A 25036-nucleotide genomic window follows, 5' to 3' on the forward strand; every position below is an offset into this window, starting at 1 on the left:
TCTCCAATATGATTTAAACGTTGCTTCTGAGAAATATTTGCTTCTTCTTGTGTATTATCTTCGCGCATGAGAATACGCCCATTACCTGTTACAGGTAGGTATTCATCCCATTCCACGGGTACATTATGATACCTACCATCGCCACCATATTTACTAATATAAGTAAGGCGACGCACACTTCGGTAACCATAAGCCGTCACTGTCAATAGCGTACTGCCATCCCCTTGCTGTTTCTCTTCTGTCTTTAAGATGCAATTTGTAACACAATCGGGATGTTTGAAATGATCTTGCCCCCAGAAATTAGCTAATGCCTCATGCTCCCAGAACGAACTCTTCTGTTGCATGTCTTGACCATAAATTGCTGACTGCGGACGTATCTGTTGATACATAGGCACACAAAGTAAGGGAGCGAAAGCAAAGTATATAGCACGGAAATAGATTGCATTGATTCTATGAAAATCCTCTTGTGCCTTATCATAATCGAATCCTTGATACTGCCTAGGGTTCAAATCGAGGTTTAAGTCCTGCATGTGACGCGCCATAATGACGTTAATCATCTTAGCTTTGTTAAAGTCGAAATCATCACCGAAGGCTGTTTCCTCATCCTGCAATAGCTTCATCATACTCTGTTGAGCCAATGGTGTGAAGAGTAAAGCATATTGCTGATTATTATTTCGATTACTTGTATTGAAGGCAACTTCAAACTCCTCATTCGTTAGCATTGCAAAGTCGCCATCTTTCAAGTTACGTGCTTTACGATGTAAGCGATACTTATCCCATTTAAAACGTAGCGATCCTTCTTTTCCTGCCAAGCCATTTGGTTTGCGATAGAACACTAAGTCAGGCGCAGCAGTATTACCATAAATGAGCCTTGTTCGTTCGAAATACTCTGGATAAGGTGCCGTCACACTAGCATGTAAGGTTTCCGAACGTTGCACCGTCCGCCTATTACCATTTCCATCCGTCACCGTCTCTGTCCAATAAATCGTCTTTGAGCCATAGTAAGTCTTTGTTCCCATCTCCATCTTACGTGTTCGACAGATAACAAAGGGGTTTCCATTGATTAGTCCAGAATGGGAATAAACAACAGAACGCTCTGCATTGAAGGAATCATCCCAACCATAACTCTTGCGTAAATCGGCTAGACGTTGGGTCGTAAAATAAGGATCGAACTCCAGTCTAGGCACAGTCTTCGACATCATTCTCGTCAGAACATCCCAGTCATAGAGCCTATTCAGTGGTGCCATCTGGCTCCACGCCTCTTCCTTCAAACGGGAAAGTATCGCCGAAATGTTATTCCGTTCACGCTTTAGATCAGACAACCTCGGGTGTACCTTCATCAACAAAAAGACAAGCGAGAGTACTGACACGGCACCAGCTATTAAAAGATTCTCTATTGGCCAGTTCTCATGTTGTGCCAAGATGACCAATGCTCCGCCAATCACGAGCAACCATAGCACAACACAAAGAACCGTCCACCATGTAATCCGATTCTTTACTTCTGCCAAGACTGCCTCATTATCATAGACCTTTCGGCACGTCTCTCGATTAGCTTCTACATCAATAGCAGCCTCACGAGCCAACTCCTCAAAGGTTTCTTCACTAACCTTCTTGAACTTGTCACGAAAGACATTGATGTACTCATCGAGTGGATCGTAAATATCTTCAACCATCTTTTATCCTTAGAAGAACTTACTTCTTGCAGCTTCACGTATTTCAGCCGATGCGGTGAATGGTATACGAGTAGTGTAGCCCTGCTGAGCTGCAACAATCATCTTCGTTGGCCATGAGAATATATCAGTGTTCCATTGGGTCACCCTACTATTATATACGGTGCGGGCAGCTGTGATTTCACGCTGAAGATAATTGTTCTGCTGCATAGCATCAGCGATGGCACTATGTGCTTTCAACTCTGGATAAGCTTCAACCTGTGGGAACAAGCGACCTAAGGCAGAACCTACTTGCGCACTCACCTCGTTACGATTTGTCTCATTGACACTACCACCACGTAGAGCAGCAACGGCTTTCATCACATCTTTATCTAAGTCGATAGCACGCTCAACAAGTCCTACAACGTTCTGAAGAATCTGCACACGTTGTTCTAGATAGTTGTCGATATTTGATGCCTCAGCCTGAATACGCTGCTCTAATTGTTGGAAATAGTTACGAGCCGATATCTTCATAAAGATAAAGATTACACCAGGAAGGATTCCAACAAGACAACCGACAACTGCTACTAACAACGGATTCTCCATCGTACTACCCATTATCGCTACAAACAGGAGCACCAATACGGGTATTACCACCCACAGAGCAATCTGAAATAGGGTTGATCCTGTACCAACAGTCACTGCCAGTTGCTTGTCAATTACATGTACGTCACGACCTGACTCATTAACAGGTCCCGTCACTTCATCTAGTAAATTTGCCATAAGCTAAGTATTAGTTGTTTCTTATAGAAATGATTTATTTAGGTCTCAAAGGTAATGGTTTTCTAGTAAATAAGCAAACATACTTACCTTATATTTCAATGGAAGCATGCTTATTAATGACATCTATCACTACCAGGGATTACTCCCCTGCAGTGATAGATGTATGTGTGTGCGCTACTTTATTCCACAAAGGTTCATCAATTCCTTCCCCCATGAAGGCAACAAGCCCTGTGGTTGCTCACTAGCATAGAGTTGCTTGATGGTTGTCAATTCCTTTGGTTCGTTCATACTAGGTTGCCCAGTAATCTTACTCATGTTATCAAAGAAGATGTAGAGGAGCAAATGTGCACGTGGATTATCAGGATTTACACCAATAGCTGACTTGTAATTGATGATTGCATCCATATAATATGACTTGCCATTCACCATAGGATTCTGTACAATGAGTGCCGTGTAATAGAGTCCTTTAAGCACTAATGCCTCCGAACGGGCTACACGATCAGTCGGACAGAGTGCTTGTAACGCCTCCAAATCAGGCTTTGCTGACTCAAGGAATAAGCCCGAATGACTGTCTTGTGGGAAGTGGACAGCATACTGAAGAGCAAAGAGAGTCTTGTAATAAAGCGGTAACCATTCGTTAGGATACTGTTTCGCCAGTCGATCCAAAGCATCCATACCAACGACAATAGACTCTGCATTTTCTGCATTTACTTTACTTAGTGTATTGCTCAAAGCCTTTTCCATAGGCTGAACATCAGCTGCGTAAACACTAGTTGCGCACATAAGGGCAACGATAACGACGAGTTTTGAAATTAAAGTTCTCATAAGTCCTAATTTTAAAAGGTGAAACATATTGTCTGCTGCAAATGTAGTAAGCCTTTTAGCAAGCTCCAAATATTGGGGACAGACGACCAAGTTATGGGCTGTATAACTATGTGCTCAGCTGAAATACTAGTTTTTGGGACTAATGACTAATCGCTTTTCAATCCGTGCGAAGTTATGTATAACAGAAAGAACGACGAAGGTAAAAATGTTAAAGAACATCCAATACTATGATTTACAAGCTCAATACAGCTTTTCTGCAATGCTTTTACCTATCCTAAAGCTCACTTTCCAACCTCCCGTCCATCTCTTTTGCATATACATTACATCCCTTTCCAACCTCACTTTCATCTCTTTTGTAGCTACCTTTTTTCAGTTTCATCATGAAGAGACATAGATTTCATCATGATGAAACGAGTGTCTCATCACGATGAAACAAAAATTTCACCATGGTGAAACTAACAGAAGGCATAGGTCAAAAAGATGAAACGTCCCTTAGTTTGTAACGCAACTCATAGGAATTAGCATTCGCAAGCACGCTATTCCGAGCATCATTACATAGGTAAGAGTGCCTCAAGCATAGCCTAACGACAGGAAGAAATGGCGTTAGGCACTGACAAAAACACAATGATTTGCCTATCCAAACTCACTTCTGTTAGGGACATTCCTACTATGAGAAGGGCTTGGAAAGGTTATCAGAAAGGGCTTTAAATAAGGTTAGGTGCGGTTTTAACTAAGGTATTTTCGCAAACTAGGAACAAAGGTGCGGGACACAGGAATCGTATCGCGACACACCTTAAAGCGCAAGAGATAACCATTGGAATTACCCTTTGCCGACTCTATATTATTGATGTTTACGAGGAAGGAACGATGGCATTGAAAGATATTATCATACGGCAGGTCGGCTTTCAAGGCGGTCAATGTGGTGCGAAGTTCCCTACGTTCTATCTTGTCGCCCGCCACGTAGCACACTAATGCGTTATTCTTCTGCGCTTCGATATACAAGAGATTGTTTATAGGCAACGATAGGTCCTCGCCACGCAGATTCTGGTCATGTAATGTAATCATAATTCCTACCTGCTCCTCATTGGTCTTAACCTTCACTTCCTCAAGTCTGTTGTGCAACATTCGGTTGTAACTTATCAGCGTGGAGATACCTGTCACGAGTAACCAAATTAGGAAAGTCCAGTAGAAAAAGACTAAGAAGAGTTGCCACGAGAGCGGTACCTCAAAGCAGAATGAGGCGTAAATGGTCATGGAAAGCGCCATGGCTAGTTCGATTGCAACCGAATATATCAGCACATCACCATTGGTAACGAATCCTTTTTTACGCCTTGGTATGCCCAAGAAAAGCAATGAACAGAGTCCTTGAACGCATGACGAGAGTATGCCTACGCCCAAACACATCAGAAAGATACTGCCAGAATAGTTGCTAATACCAAATGGTTGGAAGAGATAAAGGAGTATAAAAATGCCAGTCCCTAACGCTAACAATGAGCGTAAAGAACTGACATTAGCTTGCAAGGGGCACTTGCTATGTAGGAATTCTGTGAATCTGTGCATGGCTCAACGTATTATTAACCTAAGCGCAAAGATACACATTTTCTATTACAAACACAAGTGCTATAAATGAGATTCACATCACTTTACTTCCCATATATCGTTGGTTTCCAACATTTCCATGAACGTGTGATAATGCTTCTGCGCCTTCACCTCTTCTATCTGCTGGTTCACTGCAGCGTCGTAAGTAGGTGCTTCAACATCACGAATCACTCCGAGGGCTATTGGGAAACCATCTTCATTACTCATCATAGCCAACTTCAGCTGTAGAGTATTGTCTTGGCAGTGGGCATCATGTACGAGGATATCATCTTGCGTAACGCCATTCTCGCCAATCTTAACTACCTTCAAGCCGAATCCCTCTTGCATGAGTCCATACTCCTTATTAGCTCCAAAGATCAAAGGTTCGCCATGCTTAACGTAGATAGCATTCTCTTTACGACCTTGAGAGGTGTAGACTGAGTTGTGACAACCATCGTTGAAGATCACACAATTCTGCAGAATCTCGCACACGGCAGCCCCCTTATGCTGGTAAGCAGCCTTGAGTATGGCTATTGTCTCATTGTTATCGCTGGCAACGCTACGTGCGAAGAAGTTGCCGCGAGCACCGAAACAGAGTTCAGCAGGGCGGAACGGATCTTCCGTTGTACCAAAGGGACTCGACTTAGAGACGAACCCGCGAGGACTAGTTGGGGAGTATTGCCCCTTCGTGAGACCATAGATGCGGTTGTTCAACAGAATCATATTCAAGTCGATATTGCGTCGCATGGCATGGATGAAGTGGTTACCACCGATGGCAAGAGCGTCACCATCGCCCGATACCTGCCAAATGGTAAGATTGGGATTGGTTACCTTTGCACCCGTAGAGATGGCTGCGGCACGACCGTGAATGGTCTGCATGGCGTAGGTATTAGCGTAATAGGGTAATCGACTTGAGCACCCGATACCACTGATAACAGCAGTTTCATAAGGTGGAACACCTAGTTCTGCCATTGCTTTCTGCAAGCTGGCAAGGAAGAAGTGGTCGCCACATCCGGGGCACCAGCGTGGTTGTCCCTTCTTAAAGTCTTGTGCTGTATATTGGTTCATAATCTGTTTAGAATTTAAAGAAGTTATGTTTAGGGGTCTTACTGCAATATCTTTGTATAGAACGTACCACTCTCTTCCTTTGGTAATGGAGCCTTAAGGAGTTTCTCAAATGTTGCAACTAATTCCGTAACAACGAAAGGCTGTCCCTTTACTTGGTTGTACTGATAAGGAGCGAAATGGTTGATACGAATACGTAGAAGGGCTGCTAACTGACCAAGGTTCTGTTCGGCAACCACCACCTTCTTGTATCTTCCCAGTATTTCTGCCGTATTCTTTGGCAGAGGATTGATGTACTTGAATTGTGCCAAGGCTACCTTATTACCCTTACGACGCAACTCTTCCATTGCAGAATACAAGTGACCATAGCTACTACCAAAGCCTACTATGAGCAAGTCAGCGTCTTTCTCATCACCAAACACCTGTAAGTCGGGTACAGGAATACGTGCCACTTTATCCCAACGAAGCCTATCCATCTTGTCATGATTCTCTGGATCGGTTGAGATACTACCCGTTTCTCCATCCTTCTCCAATCCTCCTAGGATGTGTGTGTAGCCCTCTGTGCCTGGTATCGCCCAGTAACGTGCGAGCGTCTCTGGGTCACGCTTGTAAGGAGTGTACTTATACTTCTGTTCTTCTGTAGCATAATGTGGATGAATCTCGGGCAACTCTTCGATGTTAGGTAACTTCCACGCAGAAGAGCCGTTAGCAATGAATGCATCGGTCAAGAGCACTACTGGCGTCATGTGTTCCAATGCTATCTTACATGCGTGATACGCTGCATCGAAGCAATCAGTGGGACTTGTGGCTGCAATAACAGGCATTGGGCTTTCGCCGTTACGCCCATAAAGCACCTGCAAGAGGTCGGTCTGCTCACTCTTAGTTGGTAAACCAGTAGACGGACCACCACGCTGTACATCAATGATTACCAATGGTAGCTCATCAATAAGGGCTAGATTTATTGCCTCACTCTTTAGACAGATACCCGGACCAGAGGTTGAGGTAGCAGCCAAAGCACCAGCGAAAGCGGCACCGATAGCCGATGCACAACCTGCAATCTCGTCTTCGCATTGCACCGTTGTAACGCCCATTGACTTGTGTTTAGCCAATTCGTGGAGGATATCTGTTGCTGGAGTGATAGGGTAAGAACCCAAGAACAAACGCAAGCCAGCCTTCTCTGCTGCTGCCATCAAGCCGTAGGCAGTCGCCTTGTTACCCGTGATATCCATATAGCGACCCGCTTCCTTCACCTTAGACTCTATGCGGTAAGTGTTCGGAACGGACGCATGTACGTTGTGACCATAGTCATATCCAGCTCTTACAACACGTTTATTGGCTTCGGCAACAGCTGGTTTCTTCTTGAACTTAGCCTCTAGGAAACTATCTACTAAGCTCAAATCACGATTGAAAAGCCAGCAGACAAGTCCCAAAGCAAACATATTGCGGCACTTTAACATGGACTTATTATCCATGCCCGTATCAGCCAGACACTCCTTCACCATCTTTGTTATAGGGCAAGCAACCACTCTATCGGGGTCGATACCCATCTCACCTAGATAGTCATCACTGCGGAACTCTGCCTTTTGGAGGTCTTTCGCACCAAAGGAATCGGTATCAATAATGATGGTTCCATTCGGTTTGCAATGCCTGTACTGCATCTTCAGTGCTGCTGCATTCATGGCTACGAGCACATCACAACGGTCTCCCGGTGTATATACCTTGCCTGCACCAACATGCACCTGAAAGCCACTCACACCCGTTAGCGAGCCTTGCGGGGCACGGATATCAGCTGGATAATCAGGGAACGTAGACACTCCATTACCCACAGTTGCGGATATTGTTGTGAAGATGTTACCGGCTAACTGCATTCCATCCCCCGAATCCCCAGAGAAGTGAACGACCACATTATCAAGCTCTTTGACTTCGATTTGTTCTTCCATAGATTATTTCCTTTTGTTTATGTTAGTTTTATCTCTTTGGTAAACACGTATCCAATCTATCTCCATTTGGTATGTATGAGTAGTATCAACGGGCTTTGCCCAAGAACCGTCACCCACTGATTGGTTAAGTATCAGATAGAAATCGGACTTGTCAAAAGGCCATTGTTCTGGATTATCTGGCTCTTTCTTGTATTGAATATCAGGCAACGTGCCATCTGGCTGATTAAATTCATCATTAAAGATAAGCTTATATTCCGAGCCAGGGGATAAGCGGCCAGTTGTCGAAGTAGGCGTATCCTTTCCTCGACTTGACTGTTGCGCAAAGACGTTCAACACGGATAATACCATTAGAAGTAAGACCACCGTGCGGCGCTTGTTCTCCTTATCTAACATGGTTTTTAGTTGCTCTTTCTGTTTACGTTAGTATATCTAAGGGCAAAAGTGCGAAATATTATCGAGAAAACAAAATGTTTTTCAAAGAAAAACACATTATTTACGAACATCGCTACTAGATTGAGTTTCCATAGTACATAGGGCTGACAAATTCCCCTACAGGAAGTTATGTCAACCCTAAGATTTACTTACTTTAAATCGAGCTTACTTCAGAACGAATCCGTAAGAGACGTAGAACACTGCCTTATCTTTGTTTAGGTCGCTACGATAGTCATTGTATCTAACGCCTAAACCAAGCTCTGAACGAATGCTACCGCTACTTTTCCTAACGTAAATTCCACCTTGATAATACATGTAGCCGCGGTTATGTCCACCGCCGATAGTATGCCCTACGCTTACTCGAGGCTGTACGAGCAGACTAAATACATTACCAAATGCAATAGAAATCTTACCTATATCATATCCTACTTGCCCACCAAAGGTAGTGAGTAAATCGTGTGTCTTAATCCCTTGAGACTTCATTAAAGTAACGGCTTCTTCGACTCTCAAGCCCGCAGAAAGCCTCTTTGTAATATCATAAGTGGCAGAGATATGAGGGGTTACGATCTTATATGACTTACCACCCAAGCCCAAATCTGTGGCGAAAGTCACATTATACTTACTCGTTTGAGCACGACTAACACTTACGCAAGTAGCCAATAGTACAAGCATTAAAAGAATTGTTTTTCTCATAAGCCAAGCTGTTTAAATGTATATAAAAATTAGTTATCTATTTTAGATATTGGTATTGTTTGCAAATATAGATATTATTTCTTTTACTTGAAACTCATGTTAGGTATTTTTTAAAAACACATATCTTCATTAGTAGCAATCAAGAGGCTAAAAAGAAAGAGAGGCTTTCCTCCATTGAAGGAAAGCCTCTCTTCATAGCAAGGAGACGCCCTTCTCACATCAAAGAAACGCCCCCTTCATTTGTAAATAATACTATTCACTCCCCCATCCATTCGACAATGAGCCTTGGAGAGGGGGCTTTTTATATCTCTTGCATATCATGCAACTTCTTATAATAACCATTCATCTCCATCAGTTCGTCATGCGTTCCTCGCTCTACAATCTCGCCCTCGTGCATCACACATATCTCATCAGAATTCTTGATAGTAGATAGTCGGTGCGCCACAGCAATGGTCGTTCTCGTTCGCATCAACTTATAGAGAGCATCTTGGACAAGGCGTTCGCTCTCTGTATCCAACGCCGACGTAGCCTCATCGAGGATAAGAATTGGAGGATTCTTGAGTATAGCGCGCGCTATACTCACACGTTGGCGCTGACCACCCGAGAGCCTTCCTCCACGATCACCGATGTTTGTATCGTAACCTTTCTCACTGTGCATGATGAAGTCATGGGCGTTAGCTATCTTCGCAGCATCCTCTATTGCCTCATCAGAAGCAGTCACTCCGAAGGAGATGTTGTTCTTAAAACTATCGTTGAAGAGGATTGCCTCTTGGTTTACATTACCTATCAACTGGCGCAAGTCATGCACTCCTAAATCCTTCACGTTGATTCCGTCAATGAGAATCTCACCTTTCTGAACATCGTAATAACGTGGTATAAGGTCTAAGAGAGTGGACTTTCCGCTACCACTCTGCCCCACCAAGGCTATGGTCTTGCCCTTTGGAATCACCAAGTTGATGTCCTTCAATACCCAATGTAAGACAGGATTGCCGTCTTTATCCTTCTCATCTGTATAAGCAAAGCTAACATTTCGGAACTCAATCTCATGCTCGAATGATTTGAGATGTACTGGTTTTTCACAGTCCTTGATGTCTACCTCCGCTTTAAGAATCTTATCCACGCGTTCCATGGAAGCAAGTCCTTTAGGGATATTATAGCCTGCACGGGAGAATTCCTTTAGTGGATTAAGGATGCTATAAAGGATGACAAGATAGTAAATAAAGGTTGGTCCGCTGATAATTGGGTACTGCCCGAGTACCAAAGTACCACCAAACCAGAGTACAACAACAATCATCACCGTTCCTAAGAACTCACTCATCGGGTGCGCCAGTTGCTGACGAATGTTCACACGCATGATGTCGTTGCGGTAAGAAGTATTCACTTTGTTGAAGCGTTCATTCATAAGTGCTTCGGCACAAAAGGCTTTGATGACCCTTAAACCGCCCAGAGTCTCTTCAACCTGGCTCATGGTATCACTCCAAAGACCCTGTGCTGTAATGCTATTCTGCTTTAGTTTACGTCCAACAAAGCCCATGAACCATCCGAAGATAGGAACAAAAAGAAGAGTGAAGAGCGTTAACTGCCAGGATATTATTAATAAGGTGGTAAAGTAAATGACGATAAGAACAGGGTTCTTAAACAACATGTCGATAGAAGACATGATGGAGTTGTCTATCTCCTGCACGTCTCCACTCATCCTTGCGATTATGTCTCCCTTACGTTCCTCACTAAAGAAGCCAAGTGAAAGAGAGGTTATCTTCTGATAGAGCTGATTACGTATGTCACGTACAACTCCTGTACGAATTGGAATGATAGAAGCCGATGATAAGAAGTAAGCACCCGTCTTTAAGAAAGTCATGAAAGCGAGTATCAGACCTATAATTAACAATGTTGTCGTTGGTCCAACACTGGTTATAAAGATCTGTGTATAGTAATCGGCATTATTGGATAAAACCTCCTTTATTGACCCAGCATCCCATGACATGTAATGCGTTGCACCTGTTCCTGCATCCACCTTAAACAATATTTGGAGCAAAGGAATCAGTGTTGCAAAGGAAAAGATATTGAGTATTGCCGATAAGATGTTGAATATTATCGACAAGAAAAGATACTTCTTATAAGGTGGAACGAACCTCCGTAATACGTGTAGAAACTCTCTCATAAGTGTTTTGTCAGCTTATCCCATTTTCTAATTTTACACTTCTTCACCAAATAAAGTGGCACTAGTTGAGCCTGTTATACGTACTCGAACGAACTCACCGATGTGATGATTACCACGTGCAATAACGACTGCTTTGTTTTGAGGAGTGCGTCCCATAAGTTGCTCACGACTTCGTTTTCCAAAGCGTTCGATGAGGATTTCAAACTCTTTCCCCTCATCCTTCTTGTTCTGTTCAGCAGAGATTTCGGTCTGAAGGCGTATCAATTCATTCAAACGACGAATCTTCTCATCCTCTGAAACATTGTCAGGAAGGTGCTTAGCAGCGTATGTTCCTGGGCGTTCAGAGTATTTGAACATGAAAGCGGAGTCGAATCCAACCTCACGCATTAACGACAAGGTCTCTTGATAATCAGCCTCTGTTTCATCGTGATAACCGATGAATATATCTGTTGTTAACCCACAATCAGGAATGAGACGACGTATTGCCTCTATCTTACTTAAGTAGTCTTCACGAGTGTACTTACGGTTCATTAACCTCAAGACTTTATTGCTTCCACTCTGTGCAGGGAAGTGTATATGATTGCAGAGATTCGGTTCCGACGCTACCGCCTCGATAATATCTACGGTCATATCCTCTGGGTTAGAAGTAGTGAAGCGAACGCGCATGTCTGGCACACTTTGAGCCACTTTACGCAAGAGTTCTGCGAATGATGTGCCATTTTCGGGGCGTTTCCCGTTTGGCAAAAGACCATAGGAATTAACGTTCTGACCCAATAGCGTCACCTCCTTAAAGCCCTTATCATGCAAGTCCTTAACCTCCTTCAAGATACTATCCACATCACGAGAACGCTCTCTACCACGCGTAAATGGAACGATACAATAGTGACAGAAATTATTGCAACCACGCATGATGCTAACAAATCCCGATACACGGTTTCCACCGAAGCGTTGCGGTATTACGTCTCGATAAGTCTCTGTTGTTGATAGTTCAATATCTAATGCGTTGTTCCCATTCTCGCATTGCGCAATCATGTCGGGGAGGTTCAGATAAGAATCAGGACCGCATACTAAGTTAGCAAAATGGTTCTGAATAAGATCGTCCCTAACGCGTTCTGCCATACATCCCAATACACCCAGAATGAGCTTGCGACCCTTCTTCTGCTCTGCATGTAAGGTGTCCAAGCGATGATAAATCTTGTTTTCTGCATTCTCACGAACCGAGCATGTGTTCAAGAAGATAGCGTCTGCTTCATCTTCATTATCGCATACATCGTACCCAGCCATCTTCATTACAGAGGCAACCACTTCAGAGTCTGCCACGTTCATCTGGCATCCGTACGTCTCAATATATAGTTTTTTCATACCTTTCTAACCGATAAAAATCAGCTTGCAAAGATACTAAAAAGATTGCAGATAGTCGAAGAACAGCCTGACTATTTGACCTTTAGAACGGACGAGGATAGGCTTTTTACAAAAGTTACAAAGTCCTTTACGCCCTTTATCGGATATTTTCTGTACCTTTGCAAAGTGATTATTCTCAGCAAAAGAGATTACTTTATAAGGAGTTGCTCATCAGTATCTACATAACACCTTAGCGAGGTATAACATAAAAGGAAACAAACTCCTTACTAACTGATAGCACCCATTCAAGATAATAAACATAAATGGATAAGAATATAAACGACTTTGAAATAATGGCACCCGTTGGCTCTCGTGAGTCATTAGCGGCTGCTATACATGCTGGAGCAAACTCTGTTTACTTCGGAATAGGTAAGTTGAACATGCGTTCCCACTCTGCTAATCACTTCACAATAGACGACCTTAAGGAGATAGCAGAGACTTGCAACGCACAGAACATCAAGACTTATCTAACGGTAAACACAGTTATCTATGGTGAAGACATTACAACGATGCACGAGATTATAGACGCTGCTAAGGATGCAAATATCACTGCTGTCATAGCAAGCGATGTAGCTGTAATGATGTACTGTAGGCAAGTTGGCGTTGAAGTCCACCTCTCCACCCAATTGAATATATCAAATATTGATGCCTTAAAGTTCTATGCGCAGTTTGCAGATGTAGCCGTTTTAGCACGCGAACTGAACATGGATCAGGTAAAGGAGATACACGAACAGATTATAAAACAGAACATCTGTGGTCCTAAAGGACAGCCTATTCGCATAGAGATGTTCTGTCATGGAGCCTTCTGCATGGCTATCTCTGGCAAGTGTTATATGAGTCTTCACGATGCCAACAGATCGGCTAATCGTGGCGAATGTGTGCAGATTTGCCGTCGTAGTTATACTGTGACTGATAACGAGACTGGCAATCAGTTGGAGATAGACAATAAGTATATAATGAGTCCAAAAGACCTTAAGAGCGTTCGATTCATTGATAAGATGATGGATGCAGGAGTACGTGTCTTCAAGATAGAAGGTCGTGCTCGTGGACCCGAATATGTACACACTGTGGTCACTTGTTATCGAGAGGCAATACAGAGCGTATTGGATGGAACCTTCACAGAAGAGAAGAAAGACAAGTGGGATGAACGCTTATCTACCGTCTTCAATCGCAGTTTCTGGGATGGCTACTATCAGGGTCAGAAGATGGGAGAATGGACCAAGGAATATGGTAACAAAGCAACTGAAAAGAAGGTTCTCATCGGTAAGGTGATGAAGTACTTCTCGCGTCTTGGCGTTGCAGAAATAGCCGTTGAAGCCAACACCTTCGCAAAGGGTGACAAGCTACTCATCACTGGTAACACCACTGGAGCTATGTTCCTCAATGCTGAAGAGATACGTTATGACCTCAAACCAGTGGATGTTGCAGAGCAAGGATGGCGTGTTTCTATCCCCGTACCAGATAAGGTAAGACCGAATGATAAGCTGTTTAAACTAATCAAGAGTGCCAAGAATTAAGGAATGAAAGGGCGTTAAGACAAATGTTCTTGATGGTACGTTAAGGATATACAAGGCAACAATACCGATTCTTGGTATAGTAGATTGAAACACATCAAGCCGTTTTACACTTGTCTTAACTCCCCTTTTCTCCTTCACTCCTACCACTCCTTTAAATAAAAGAAACTATGACAATAAACGAAGCGCAAGATGCTGTAATAGAAGAGTTCAGCGACTTCTCCGATTGGATGGACAAGTATCAGATGTTGATCGACCTAGGTAATGACCTTGAGCCATTGGCTGAACAGTATAAAAACGAGCAGAATCTCATAGACGGATGTCAAAGTCGTGTATGGCTCCAATGCGATAATGTCGATGGCAAACTGGTGTTTACAGCTGATTCAGATGCGCTTATCACGAAAGGTATTATCGCTCTTTTGATTCGCGTTCTAAGTCAGCATACCGCACAAGAGATTATAGATTCCGACCTATACTTCATTGATAAGATAGGCTTGAGACAGCATCTTTCACCTACAAGAAGCAATGGTTTGCTGTCAATGGTTACTAAGATCAAAGCCTATGCGGTTGCTTTTAGTATGAAATAAATGCGCAAGTTACGTACAATAGAGATGAGTCGGCTCTCCATTGAGGAGTTTAAAGAAGCCGAGAAGTTGCCTCTCATCGTCGTTCTGGACGATGTGCGGTCATTATATAATGTAGGAAGTGTATTCCGTTCAGCCGATGCCTTTCGTATAGAAGCCATCTATCTATGTGGTATAACGGCTACTCCTCCTAATGCCGAGATACATAAGACGGCTTTAGGAGGTGAAGATTCGGTTGATTGGAAATACTTTGAACGGACAGAAGATGCCGTTGAAGATTTGCATAAGAAGGGTGTTTTCGTTTATAGTGTAGAGCAGGTTGAACATTCAACAAAGCTCCATACGCTCAATCTCAATGCTGAATCGACTACAAACAACAGCCATTATGCCATCATCATGGGCAATGAGGTGAAGGGCGTAAAACAATCTGTTGTAGACATGAGTGATGCTTGCTTGGAGATACCACAGTTCGGAACGAAGCACTCTCTGAATGTTAGTGTGACCGCAGGAATCGTTATCTGGGAGTTTGCAAAGCAACTCTTTACTAAGTAATAAGCCTCATCTATCCAACAAACGACGCTCATCAATAATACTGATAAGCGTCGTTTGTTTTTGTTTTTAGTTTATTTTTATTCTATTATTAGATTATTTTCATCTGCTTTTTAATCTATTTTTAATTTCAAGGAAAAGTTTTCTCCATGATAAAGAAGCTTTTCGGAGTAGATAACTATAGGCTAATTCCCACCAAGGCAATAGTCTTCATATAGACATAAGACTCGCTCAAGAACATAAAACCATGGTAAGGATTTTTCGTACCCCAGCTATTTTTGCAAAGAAAGAAGCGTTTACCATACTGGTCATGGGCTATTCCAACAATCTCCATACAATGGTCGTCAGTTGTTTGAAAGTGCTCAAACGCTTCCTGTCTGTCCTTTTCTGTCCATTGCCGAGCCTCATCATCCAACACTGCATATCCATGTTCAAAGGAGAAGAAGGGCTCTGAGACGTCACCTTCCCAGCACACGGGATGCCCTTTCTTCAGGCTATTTACGATGCAGGAGATGATGTCTTTTGCTGGAATATTTAGGAAGGTATCGTGGAAATAATTATCTGGAACTTCTAAAGGGAAACTCTCATGTAATGGATGATGTAGGAAACTCGTTACCGCTGTGTACTCATCTGGCATACAAACGCTGCGTGCAAACTCGTAAGGAGTGTATCGCACACCAAACATAAAGACCTGTTTAGGCAAAGTTCCGATGCTCTTATCCAAGAGTTCATCAACCTTCTTCGAACGATCAAGACGCCTACAAAGGACATTATAGTCCATATCTGGCTCACTATGATAGGCATCATAATGCTGTAAACCATAATCTTTGATGAGGTCAAGTGTCATTGTACTCATACCGCGAGTGGTGATAGGTCGCTCTAAACGAGCCACTCTCTTCGGTAGAAATTGGCGTTTTCTAGCCTGCTCATATAGGTACATTCGAGCCACATAATCGGCACTTAGGTTGACAGAATCACCTTGTATGATATGCTCAGTCTCAATAGTTGCAAGCATAGCATAGACCCAACAAAGTGAACTAGAGCCTTGATTCTTCACGGGGGAAGTAGGAAGTAAGAGGTCAATGGTGAACTTCTCCTTTGGAAAACTACGTTTTTTTGTCCCTTGTGAACAACTAACAATAAGCAAGGGAAGCATGAATAAATAAAGAATTTTCCTCATTTTACATTTCAATTATTGGTAGTCTGAAGCCTTAGTATTCTATCATCTTTTCCCAAGCAGCAACTACTTCCTTATCTAAAGGAGGGACAGAAGCGGGAATAGAGAACGTCCATACATGGTTTTTCTCCTTCTTTATCTGTTTGAGTTCAGCCTCTGTTATCGTCATTCTATCCGATACATAGAACTCACTCCATACATCAATACGATCGTCAACATCCTCTCCTCGATAACGAGCAAAGAAGGTTTGATGCTTTTGAAAGGCGTTAAGAGCATAATTAGAAAGGTAAGTTTCGCTCTCATCAAATTGTGTCATACGAGCAACGATACCATACATACGCAACTGACTCATGTCTATTTCATGGTTAGGTTGCCCCACTAACTCATCCATCTCGATAGTTGTCAGCAATTCTGTCTGCCCTTTAATCTTCTGTTTGTCATGCGTTATTTTACCGCACTTATCCGCCCATCGATACACATCTCCATTGTTCCTCGTTGAATACTCTTCGCTGTTTATACTCTCAATAAGCGTTTGTCGCTCTAGATTTGGCAGTGACATCCGCACAAAGGTATCGTCTCCATTGGCTTTCGGAGCCTTTCGACGACGCTCACCAAGGAACTTTCTATCAATAAAGGGCGACTTCTTTTTATTGTCAGAGTTGCCTGCTATGGAGTCAGATATGGGTATATAAAACTCCATCATGCCATCTACAAAATAAGAGAGCATGCTATTTGTCGCCTGATAAACACGATAATAACCCTTTAAACGAGTGTATCTCTGCTCTTGCGCATGCACTATTAGAACAAAGAAAACGCCGAGTAAGAGTAGAAATAGTCGTTTGTTACACATAAAATAGAATCATTTTTCAGTCTTAATTCATAATTCATCATTCAAAATCCATCATTATGCTTACCATTGTTAAGCTCTTCTTAAATTGAAAGTAACCCCACGATGTAGGGACAGACGCCCTCGTCTGGACTCCCCACCCAGCCTCCCCTAAGGGGAGGAGTGCCTAATGGGAGCTAGTTAGGATAGGTGTTTTCTCATCCAAGAGAAGCCACATCCAATAGAACTAACAACTTGTCTACCCGTTAACTCGTGTACTTGTCAACTCTACCTAACAACTTGTCTACACGTCAACTCGTGTACTCTTCAACTCGAAGTAATCTCAATTTTGAATTGTGAATTATGCATTTTGAATTAGAGAAAGCCTTATCTTCTCCGCCTTCTTTCCTTCTTCTTCCTATCTTTTGGTTGCTCCTTTACAGGTTGTTGGGGCGTCTTCACAGGTCGACCATCATCTAGTGTGAAGTCGAGCTGTTTGCGTTCTAGGTTCGCTTTAGCCACCTTTATGCGGATAGGATCACCCAGTTGATAAACGTGATGACGGCGTCGCCCTACTAGACAATAGTTCTTTTCATCGAAGTCGTAATAGTCATCATCAAGGTCACGCATTGGTATCATACCCTCGCAATGGTTCTCATCTATCTCTGCATAGATACCGAAGCTCTGGATACCTGATATATGTGCATCGTAACACTCACCGATGTGTTCGCCCATAAACTCAACCATCTTATACTTGATGGAGTCGCGTTCTGCATTCTGTGCAACCAACTCCATATCCGAACAATGCTCACACAACTCTTCATAGTGATCCTTGTTTGCAGAACGACCACCATTCTGGTAACGTGTTATCAAGCGATGCACCATGGTGTCGGGATAGCGACGAATAGGCGAAGTAAAGTGTGTGTAGTAATCAAAAGCTAGTCCGAAGTGCCCAATGTTATGCGTTGTATACTTCGCTTTCATCATCGATCGCAGAGCAATCGTTTGTATCACCTTCTCTTCGCGAGTACCTTGTACCTCATCCATGAGCTTGTTCAACGCACGAGCTGTAGCCCCCTTCGTACTCGAAGACTTAAGTTTATAACCGAACTTAGCGCTGAATTCACGCAGATTCTCAAACTTCTGAGGGTCTGGATTATCGTGAACTCGATAAGGGAGAGTCTTTGCTTTCTTGCCTTTAACGGTCTTTCCAATGCTTTCCGCTACTGTTTTATTAGCAAGGAGCATAAATTCTTCTATCAACTTGTTGGCATCTTTCGATCGTTTGAAGTAACAACGGAGCGGCTTACCAGTGTTATCTACATCGAAATGGAGCTCTTCTGAATCGAACTTAACGCTTCCGCCCTTGAAACGACGTGCTCTAAGAAGTTTTGCCAAGCGGTCTAGTGTTATGATTTCTTCGGCATATTCGCCCTTATAACCATCCTTCCCTGGCTTTGGGGCAGGCTCTCCTGTACCATCAACAACACCATTATCTTCCAGTAATTGCTGTGCCTCTTCATAAGCGTAACGCCTATTAGACTTGATAACAGTGTGTACAATGCGGTAAGCCTTTACATTTGCGTCATTATCAAGATTGAAGATACAACTGAAGGCGAGCTTCTCCTCATTGGGACGCAACGAACAAATGAAATTGCAAAGACGCTCTGGAAGCATTGGTATAGTGCGATCCACAAGGTAAACAGAGGTCGCTCTCTGCTGTGCCTCACGGTCAATTATGTCGCCTTCTTTGACATAATGCGATACATCTGCTATATGTACACCAACTTCCCAAAGCCCTTCCTTCTCTAGTCTTCGGATAGAGAGAGCATCATCAAAGTCCTTTGCATCCTTTGGATCTATCGTACAAGTCCACACGTCACGGAAGTCTTCTCGCTCCTTAAAGTCCTGCTCTGTAATCTCAGCACTTATCTTTTCGGCAGCATCCTCGACACGTTTAGGATACTTATAAGGCAATCCGTATTGTGCAAGAATGGTGTTCATCTCAACGTCATTATCACCAGCTGCACCCAAGACATCGACTACCTCGCCCATAAGGTTCTTGTGGTTTGCGTCAGGCCATTGTGTTATCTTCACCAAAGCACGGTCACCTGTGGTTCCACCACGCAACTTCTTCTTAGGAATTAGTATGTCATGGATAAAGAGATTCTCCAGAGTTACAAGGAAGGCAATGTCCTTCTCCACTCGTAACTTGCCCACGAAGGTGTCTTTCTTGCGCTGCAATATTTCAATGACCATTGCCTCCTTAATATGATTCTGGCGTCTTGCCATGTACTGCACTTTGACATGATCGCCATTTAAAGCAGCCATTGAATTACGTTCGGAGACGAATACAGGAGTGCCACCATCGTCTGGTTGAAAGGTATTCTTTCCATTAGCTTTGCGAATGAAAGTACCTTCTTGCACCTGTCCCTTTGTATTGAGAGTATAGGCACTATCGCCTACCTTTGCAAGAAAGTCGTCCCATGCCATCTCTTCCATCACATCAATTGCTAACATCTTAGCCGGATGTGTCTTTAACTTCAAAGCACGGAATATCTCTTTAAAACTATATGTTTCGTTAGGTTGCGACTGAAAGAAAGAAGTCAACTGTTCGGCTAGTTGCTTCTTAGTTAATCGCTTTCCACCTTTCTTATCTTTCGTCATAAATAATGGAATTAGTATGTTTATATATTCGACAAAGTAACGAAAAAGTTTGTATCTTTGCAAACGTTTGCTAAGATATTTTCGATGAATAAGATATTAATAACAGGTGCTTCAGGCTTCATTGGGTCATTTATAGTAGAAGAGGCAATACGTCAAGGATATGAAACCTGGGCCGCCGTGCGTCGCTCGTCATCGAGAGAGTATTTAAGAGATGAGCGCATTCATTTCATAGAACTAGACTTTTCTTCTGTCGATAAATTGACAGAACAGCTTGCAGGGCACGCCTTCGACTACGTTGTTCACGCTGCTGGTGTGACGAAGTGTTTGCATAAAACAGACTTCTTCCGCATCAATACGGATGGAACAAGCAATCTCGTGAAGGCACTTCAGGCTACTCAACCAGCACTGAAACGCTTTGTCTTCATTTCAAGTCTTAGTATCTTTGGAGCTATCAGAGAACAACAACCTTACAAGGAGATTGAACCTACGGACACTCCAAAGCCTAACACGGCATACGGACAAAGCAAGTTAAAGGCCGAAGCAATGCTCCCCGACGACTTTCCTTATATTATCCTGCGCCCAACAGGGGTATATGGTCCGAGAGAGAAGGATTACTTCTTGATGGCAAAGAGTATCAAGGGGCATTCCGACTTTGCTGTTGGTTACAAGCAACAGGACATCACCTTCGTCTATGTAAGGGATGTTGTGCAGGCTGTCTTCCTATCGCTTGAGCACGGGAAGGCTGGATGTGCATACTTCCTAAGCGATGGTAAGGTTTATCAAAGCACCACTTTCAGCGACTTGATACATGAGGAACTGGGCAAACCATGGTGGATTCGCATTACTGCTCCTATCTGGTTGCTGCGCATTGTGACCTTCTTTGGCGACCTAATAGGGCATATCACGGGTAAAATATCGGCTCTTAACAATGATAAGTATCAGATTCTTAAACAGCGAAACTGGCGTTGTAACATCCAACCAGCTATCGACGAACTGGGCTATCAACCGAAGTATGACCTCAAGAGAGGGGTGAAGGAGACAATTGATTGGTATAAGAAAGAGGGTTGGCTATAGATTAGCTAATTATTATTAGGCTAATAAGCCCTATTGGGCTAATAAGCCTAATGGGGCTAATAAAACCAATAACAACAAACAATGAAACGATTCATAACAAACTTATTTAAGCTAGAGAAGAAACCTGTTAAGGGTCTTATGGCATACGAATGGGTGGTAATGGCTTACTTGGTATTGACACTTATCATCACATTCTTCATGTACACGAGTATCAATAACCCACAAGCTATGATCTACGGGCGCATCCGCATCGTTGCTCTCACGGCTGTTATGTGGCTTGTTTATCGCATTGCACCCTGTCGACTAACACGCTTCACACGTGTAGGAGTGCAAATGGCATTACTCGCATGGTGGTATCCTGATACTTACGAGATCAACCGCCACCTCCCAAACCTTGACCATTTAGCAGCTACATGGGAGCAATCTCTCTTCGGATGTCAGCCTGCTTTGCTCTTTGCAAAGGCTCTTCCAGGGCACATCTTCAGTGAGTTATTCGACATGGGATACGCTGCTTATTATCCAATGATAGCTGCAACCGCCGTTTACTACTTCGGTTGGCATTACAAGGAGTTCAATCGTGCAGCCTTCGTCATTCTCTCTTCGTTCTTTATCTATTATGTTATCTTCATCTTCCTACCAGTCGTTGGTCCTACATTCTACTATAAGGCGATAGGCTTACAACAAGCTGCTGCGGGCGTATTCCCCAACTTGCACGATTATTTCAACCATCATCAAGAGTGCTTACCAAGCCCTGGTTATACTGACGGCATATTCTATCACCTCGTTGAAGACGCTAAGGCGGCAGGCGAAAGACCAACGGCTGCGTTCCCGAGTTCGCATGTTGGCGTGAGCACAGTGTGTATGTTGCTCTTATGGCACGATCGCAACTATCGTCTCTTGGCTGTTCTTGCACCATTCTACATCCTCCTTTGTTGTGCAACTGTATATATTCAAGCACACTATCTCATCGATGCCATCGCTGGCTTCATCACTGCTTGTATCATCTTCGCCATCCTCATGAGACTTTCACGTAACATGATTACAAAGGAGTAAAGACGCTTGACTTAAACCCCTCCCAACCTCCCCCAAGGGGAGGAGTGCCTAACGGGAGCGAACTATGAGAGGCTTTCTTCAAATTAAAGAAAGCCTTTCGTTGATATGAAGAAAGGCTCTTCTCACATCAAGGAAACGCCCTCTTCAAATGGCAAAGAGTATTCTTTAATTAACTACCATAGACTTATTCCCTCCTTTAAGAAGCTCATCAAAAGGCTTTCTATTAGTATTCCAATCCATTAGAAAGGCTTAGAAGACTTTTATACAAGGCTGTACTATCAATTATACAAACGTGTACTATCAATTATACAGGTGTGTATAATCAGTTATACAGGCGTGTATAATCAGTTATACAGGTGTGTATAATTAGTTATACAGACGTGTATAATCCCGTTAATAAAGTATCTTGTGGATACGAGCGATACTATCGAACGAATAAAAGAGATACTATCGAATGATTCAAAGAGAGACTATTAAGGCAATGAAAGGGCTGTAACATCATTCGTGTTACAGCCCTTTATGATTTTAATTAATGCCCATTAGGAACATTAATAACGATAAACAAGTACGGAAGATTACATCCCGACACCCATTCCCATGCCGTTCATCTGCTGGTCGTTCTTCTTTTCTTGGAAGTCGTTAGTTATCTTTGTTTCATGACTCTGGTATTGCTTCTTGGTGTTACCGAAGTTCCATGTAAGTGTGAAGGATACCATCTGGGCAGGAATTGAGATGTTCATACGATTCTCAAAGTCGGCTCCATGACTATACTGATTTATCTTTATCTTACCAGTGAATGGCACGAAATACATCAAACTCAAGTCGAGTTTATCCTTAATAAGGCTCTTTGATAGCGTTGTATTAAACATATTGAAGCCGCTGTTATAGCCTTGTAGAGAATACTTCTTCGTCATTCCACCCACGAACATACTCCATTTCAAATCCCAAGGGAAGGTTTGCTGCACACCGAGGAATGTAGTGGCTTGCCATCCATAGTTATGTGCATTGAGTTGTTCTGATCGAATATCTCCATAGTCAACATTGGCTGTTAGCATCAGACGAGTCTTATTAGTAACGGCGTAATTCATAAACGAACTGAAGTTCGTCCAACGGCTTTTAACGATGTTGCCATACGTGGTATTCAGTATCGAACCATGCATGAATGAGTACTGTTCTATCTGATTATTGGCAAAGTTCTCACCGAGTGTTACGTTGATCATAAACTTCGGTGTGAAGGAGTTGAAGACTACTTTTATGTTGTGACTCTTCTCTACTTGCAAGTCAGGATTACCATAGCTATCGGCGGTCGGGTTGCTTATGTCGTGGTAAGGATTCAGATAACTGATACCTGGGCGACTGATTCGCATAGAATAGTTAACGCCTAAATTCATACCAGCTGATAGGTTGTAAGTAAGGCTGGCAGATGGTACTAAGTTGCCATAGTGCTTCTTGAAGTTGGCACCAGGACCTACTATGAACTTCACGTTCTCCCATGTATGCTCGTAACGAAGCCCCACCTTAGCACCTAACTTACCCATTGTTGCTGCATATTCAGCGTATTCGGCAAGGATGCTCTGCGTGTTCCTATAATTCACACTGTTGTTGGCATTGTAGACATTAGCACCACTTACGATGTCATAAAACTTCGAGTCGGAAGAGTTGCGACGTGCGATAAACTTCAAACCAGTGCTTAAGGTCTGTCCTTTCCCTATCGGTGTGGTATAGTCGACTTGCACTGTATGCTCCGTTCCACGCATCTTCGCCTCTGAATAAAGATCCTTTAATGGAATCGTAACACCCGCTGGTAAGGGATCATAAACACGTAGGTTTGTGTTCTCGGCAGGCGTTGTTGAGAAGAGATAACTCAATGTCAAACTACTTGTGCGAGCCTTATTAAAGAATCGCTGATAGTCTATGCTACCATTAAAGGAGGTGTTCTTATTCTTCATGGTCATCTCGTTACCATACGAGAAACCTGTTCCGTAAGGACCACCAGAGAAGGTTGTCATGGGGTGACCATCGTTCTTCATAGCGAAGGAAGTGAGTCCGATGGATGCACCAATATTGCTCATAGAATCAAGCTCATAGCCCAGACTAAGGTTACCCATGGTGAATGGGATGTGAGTATTGCCCTTTTGACGATAGTCCATACGTGACCCATCACTCGCAGTACGGCTCATCTCGGTCACAGTACCTTTCGACTTTGCTGCGTTATACATGATGTTAGCACTATACGTCAGCTTTCCCTGCTGTCCACTAAGGAACCCAGACGACCGCCAACCCTTGTTTCCTGCAGAGATAGCAAGGTTTCCGTTATATCCATTCATATTAACGGCACTCTTGCCATTAACGCGGTTCATGATGATATTCAGCACTCCGCCTGTTCCTTCAGCATCATATTTAGCACCTGGATTAGTCACTACCTCTATTGATTTAACAGCCGAGGCGGGCATTGACTTGAATATTTGTGAGGGATTGGAAGAGAACATTACGTTCGGTTTACCATCCACATAAACCTTGAAGGAGGACTGTCCATTGACCGAAATATTGTCTTGTCCATCCACAGTTACCATCGAAACCTTACGCAGCATGTCGAGTACTGTGTTCGTCTTAGCGTCATTGTCAGCCTGAACATCATACGACATCTTGTCCGTTTCCATCTTAACAAGTGGCTTCTGTGCCACTACCTCCACACCTTTCAACTGCTTCGTATCATCTTGAACCAGCAGTTGACCTAAGTCGATAACGCCTCCTGTGGCTGTAAGTTGCACCTTTCGGAGAACCTCCTTACGCCCCATAGCAGTGAAAGAAACCAAGAAGTTGCCTTGTCCTGTTACCTGCTGAGAGAACTTACCATCAATAGCTGTAACCGACATAGCCACTGGCTTGTCGCTTTTCTTACCTTTATAAACACGAACAGTAGCGTAGGGTTCCCCCTCATGGGTCAATGAGTCGAGTAGAACTCCCGATATTGTTGAGGTCTGACCATGTACCGCTACAGACATAGTCAATAGTCCAAATGTTACAAATAACTTGTATTTTCTCATATTATTACGTACTAAACG

19 protein-coding genes are annotated in these 25036 nt (G+C 43.1%); 5 read left to right on the forward strand and 14 right to left on the reverse strand.

What is annotated here, in order from left to right; genetic code table 11:
* From O3603_RS09145 to miaB, 10 genes are all read right to left on the reverse strand, one after another.
* A partial coding sequence (locus O3603_RS09145; RefSeq protein WP_371522358.1) for an MAG1210 family protein occupies nt 1–1673 on the reverse strand: 1673 nt, incomplete at its 3' end.
* A gap of 9 nt (nt 1674–1682) precedes the next feature.
* A complete protein-coding gene (locus O3603_RS09150; RefSeq protein ID WP_004383119.1) occupies nt 1683–2432 on the reverse strand; it encodes a LemA family protein in 750 nt (249 codons plus the stop codon).
* Nucleotides 2433–2606: 174 nt separating this feature from the next.
* Nucleotides 2607–3257, reverse strand: coding sequence for a hypothetical protein (locus O3603_RS09155; RefSeq protein ID WP_371522360.1), 651 nt, complete (start codon nt 3255–3257; stop codon nt 2607–2609).
* Between the two features lie 726 nt (nt 3258–3983).
* Nucleotides 3984–4817, reverse strand: coding sequence for a LytTR family DNA-binding domain-containing protein (locus O3603_RS09160; protein WP_371522362.1), 834 nt, complete (start codon nt 4815–4817; stop codon nt 3984–3986).
* 78 nt (nt 4818–4895) lie between these two features.
* Entirely contained in the window at nt 4896–5903 is a 1008-nt protein-coding gene (locus O3603_RS09165; protein WP_009434398.1) for a 2-oxoacid:ferredoxin oxidoreductase subunit beta, read from the reverse strand.
* A gap of 38 nt (nt 5904–5941) precedes the next feature.
* Entirely contained in the window at nt 5942–7840 is a 1899-nt protein-coding gene (locus tag O3603_RS09170; RefSeq protein ID WP_371522365.1) for a 2-oxoacid:acceptor oxidoreductase subunit alpha, read from the reverse strand.
* 3 nt (nt 7841–7843) lie between these two features.
* Nucleotides 7844–8233: a hypothetical protein gene (locus O3603_RS09175; RefSeq protein ID WP_371522367.1), complete on the reverse strand. Its 390-nt coding sequence runs from the start codon at nt 8231–8233 to the stop codon at nt 7844–7846.
* 204 nt (nt 8234–8437) lie between these two features.
* Nucleotides 8438–8965, reverse strand: coding sequence for a hypothetical protein (locus tag O3603_RS09180; RefSeq protein WP_371522369.1), 528 nt, complete (start codon nt 8963–8965; stop codon nt 8438–8440).
* A gap of 301 nt (nt 8966–9266) precedes the next feature.
* Nucleotides 9267–11126 carry an ABC transporter ATP-binding protein gene (locus O3603_RS09185; protein WP_371522371.1) on the reverse strand — a complete coding sequence of 620 codons (1860 nt, stop codon included), beginning with the start codon at nt 11124–11126 and terminating at the stop codon, nt 9267–9269.
* A gap of 33 nt (nt 11127–11159) precedes the next feature.
* Nucleotides 11160–12488 carry a tRNA (N6-isopentenyl adenosine(37)-C2)-methylthiotransferase MiaB gene (miaB, locus tag O3603_RS09190; RefSeq protein WP_287315340.1) on the reverse strand — a complete coding sequence of 443 codons (1329 nt, stop codon included), beginning with the start codon at nt 12486–12488 and terminating at the stop codon, nt 11160–11162.
* 302 nt (nt 12489–12790) lie between these two features.
* On the opposite strand from miaB, the gene O3603_RS09195 reads away from it, so the two are divergent.
* From O3603_RS09195 to O3603_RS09205, 3 genes are all read left to right on the forward strand, one after another.
* Nucleotides 12791–14044, forward strand: a complete 1254-nt coding sequence (locus O3603_RS09195; RefSeq protein WP_371522373.1) for a peptidase U32 family protein — start codon at nt 12791–12793, stop codon at nt 14042–14044.
* Nucleotides 14045–14211: 167 nt separating this feature from the next.
* Nucleotides 14212–14628, forward strand: a complete 417-nt coding sequence (locus tag O3603_RS09200; RefSeq protein WP_371522375.1) for a SufE family protein — start codon at nt 14212–14214, stop codon at nt 14626–14628.
* The gene (locus O3603_RS09205) at nt 14629–15177 is read left to right on the forward strand and encodes an RNA methyltransferase (protein ID WP_009434333.1); all 549 of its coding nucleotides are present in this window, start codon (nt 14629–14631) and stop codon (nt 15175–15177) included.
* A gap of 175 nt (nt 15178–15352) precedes the next feature.
* Here O3603_RS09205 and O3603_RS09210 read toward each other — a convergent pair whose 3' ends face one another.
* The 3 genes from O3603_RS09210 to rnr form a co-directional block, all read right to left on the reverse strand.
* Nucleotides 15353–16354, reverse strand: coding sequence for a cysteine protease (locus O3603_RS09210; RefSeq protein ID WP_371522377.1), 1002 nt, complete (start codon nt 16352–16354; stop codon nt 15353–15355).
* 31 nt (nt 16355–16385) lie between these two features.
* The gene (locus O3603_RS09215) at nt 16386–17201 is read right to left on the reverse strand and encodes a hypothetical protein (protein WP_371522379.1); all 816 of its coding nucleotides are present in this window, start codon (nt 17199–17201) and stop codon (nt 16386–16388) included.
* A gap of 363 nt (nt 17202–17564) precedes the next feature.
* The gene (gene rnr, locus O3603_RS09220; protein WP_371522381.1) at nt 17565–19844 is read right to left on the reverse strand and encodes a ribonuclease R; all 2280 of its coding nucleotides are present in this window, start codon (nt 19842–19844) and stop codon (nt 17565–17567) included.
* A gap of 84 nt (nt 19845–19928) precedes the next feature.
* Here rnr and O3603_RS09225 point away from each other — a divergent pair, with 84 nt between their 5' ends.
* Nucleotides 19929–20918, forward strand: coding sequence for an NAD-dependent epimerase/dehydratase family protein (locus O3603_RS09225; protein ID WP_371522383.1), 990 nt, complete (start codon nt 19929–19931; stop codon nt 20916–20918).
* Between the two features lie 81 nt (nt 20919–20999).
* Entirely contained in the window at nt 21000–21971 is a 972-nt protein-coding gene (locus tag O3603_RS09230) for a phosphatase PAP2 family protein (RefSeq protein ID WP_009434399.1), read from the forward strand.
* Between the two features lie 575 nt (nt 21972–22546).
* Here O3603_RS09230 and O3603_RS09235 read toward each other — a convergent pair.
* Nucleotides 22547–25018 carry a TonB-dependent receptor domain-containing protein gene (locus O3603_RS09235; protein WP_371522385.1) on the reverse strand — a complete coding sequence of 824 codons (2472 nt, stop codon included), beginning with the start codon at nt 25016–25018 and terminating at the stop codon, nt 22547–22549.
* Between the last annotated feature and the right edge of the window lie 18 nt (nt 25019–25036).

It is taken from the genome of Prevotella sp. 20925_1_30 (genome assembly GCF_041433025.1).
Lineage (GTDB): Bacteria > Bacteroidota > Bacteroidia > Bacteroidales > Bacteroidaceae > Prevotella > Prevotella vespertina.

What these genes read in the sequence shown, in the direction of transcription:
- O3603_RS09150 (WP_004383119.1), bottom strand. Translation starts at nt 2,432, where the DNA reads ATGGCAAATTTACTAGATGAAGTGACGGGACCTGTTAATGAGTCAGGT.
- O3603_RS09155 (WP_371522360.1), bottom strand. Translation starts at nt 3,257, where the DNA reads ATGAGAACTTTAATTTCAAAACTCGTCGTTATCGTTGCCCTTATGTGC.
- O3603_RS09160 (WP_371522362.1), bottom strand. Translation starts at nt 4,817, where the DNA reads ATGCACAGATTCACAGAATTCCTACATAGCAAGTGCCCCTTGCAAGCT.
- O3603_RS09165 (WP_009434398.1), bottom strand. Translation starts at nt 5,903, where the DNA reads ATGAACCAATATACAGCACAAGACTTTAAGAAGGGACAACCACGCTGG.
- O3603_RS09170 (WP_371522365.1), bottom strand. Translation starts at nt 7,840, where the DNA reads ATGGAAGAACAAATCGAAGTCAAAGAGCTTGATAATGTGGTCGTTCAC.
- O3603_RS09175 (WP_371522367.1), bottom strand. Translation starts at nt 8,233, where the DNA reads ATGTTAGATAAGGAGAACAAGCGCCGCACGGTGGTCTTACTTCTAATG.
- O3603_RS09180 (WP_371522369.1), bottom strand. Translation starts at nt 8,965, where the DNA reads ATGAGAAAAACAATTCTTTTAATGCTTGTACTATTGGCTACTTGCGTA.
- O3603_RS09185 (WP_371522371.1), bottom strand. Translation starts at nt 11,126, where the DNA reads ATGAGAGAGTTTCTACACGTATTACGGAGGTTCGTTCCACCTTATAAG.
- miaB (WP_287315340.1), bottom strand. Translation starts at nt 12,488, where the DNA reads ATGAAAAAACTATATATTGAGACGTACGGATGCCAGATGAACGTGGCA.
- O3603_RS09195 (WP_371522373.1), top strand. Translation starts at nt 12,791, where the DNA reads ATGGATAAGAATATAAACGACTTTGAAATAATGGCACCCGTTGGCTCT.
- O3603_RS09200 (WP_371522375.1), top strand. Translation starts at nt 14,212, where the DNA reads ATGACAATAAACGAAGCGCAAGATGCTGTAATAGAAGAGTTCAGCGAC.
- O3603_RS09205 (WP_009434333.1), top strand. Translation starts at nt 14,629, where the DNA reads ATGCGCAAGTTACGTACAATAGAGATGAGTCGGCTCTCCATTGAGGAG.
- O3603_RS09210 (WP_371522377.1), bottom strand. Translation starts at nt 16,354, where the DNA reads ATGAGGAAAATTCTTTATTTATTCATGCTTCCCTTGCTTATTGTTAGT.
- O3603_RS09215 (WP_371522379.1), bottom strand. Translation starts at nt 17,201, where the DNA reads ATGTGTAACAAACGACTATTTCTACTCTTACTCGGCGTTTTCTTTGTT.
- rnr (WP_371522381.1), bottom strand. Translation starts at nt 19,844, where the DNA reads ATGACGAAAGATAAGAAAGGTGGAAAGCGATTAACTAAGAAGCAACTA.
- O3603_RS09225 (WP_371522383.1), top strand. Translation starts at nt 19,929, where the DNA reads ATGAATAAGATATTAATAACAGGTGCTTCAGGCTTCATTGGGTCATTT.
- O3603_RS09230 (WP_009434399.1), top strand. Translation starts at nt 21,000, where the DNA reads ATGAAACGATTCATAACAAACTTATTTAAGCTAGAGAAGAAACCTGTT.
- O3603_RS09235 (WP_371522385.1), bottom strand. Translation starts at nt 25,018, where the DNA reads ATGAGAAAATACAAGTTATTTGTAACATTTGGACTATTGACTATGTCT.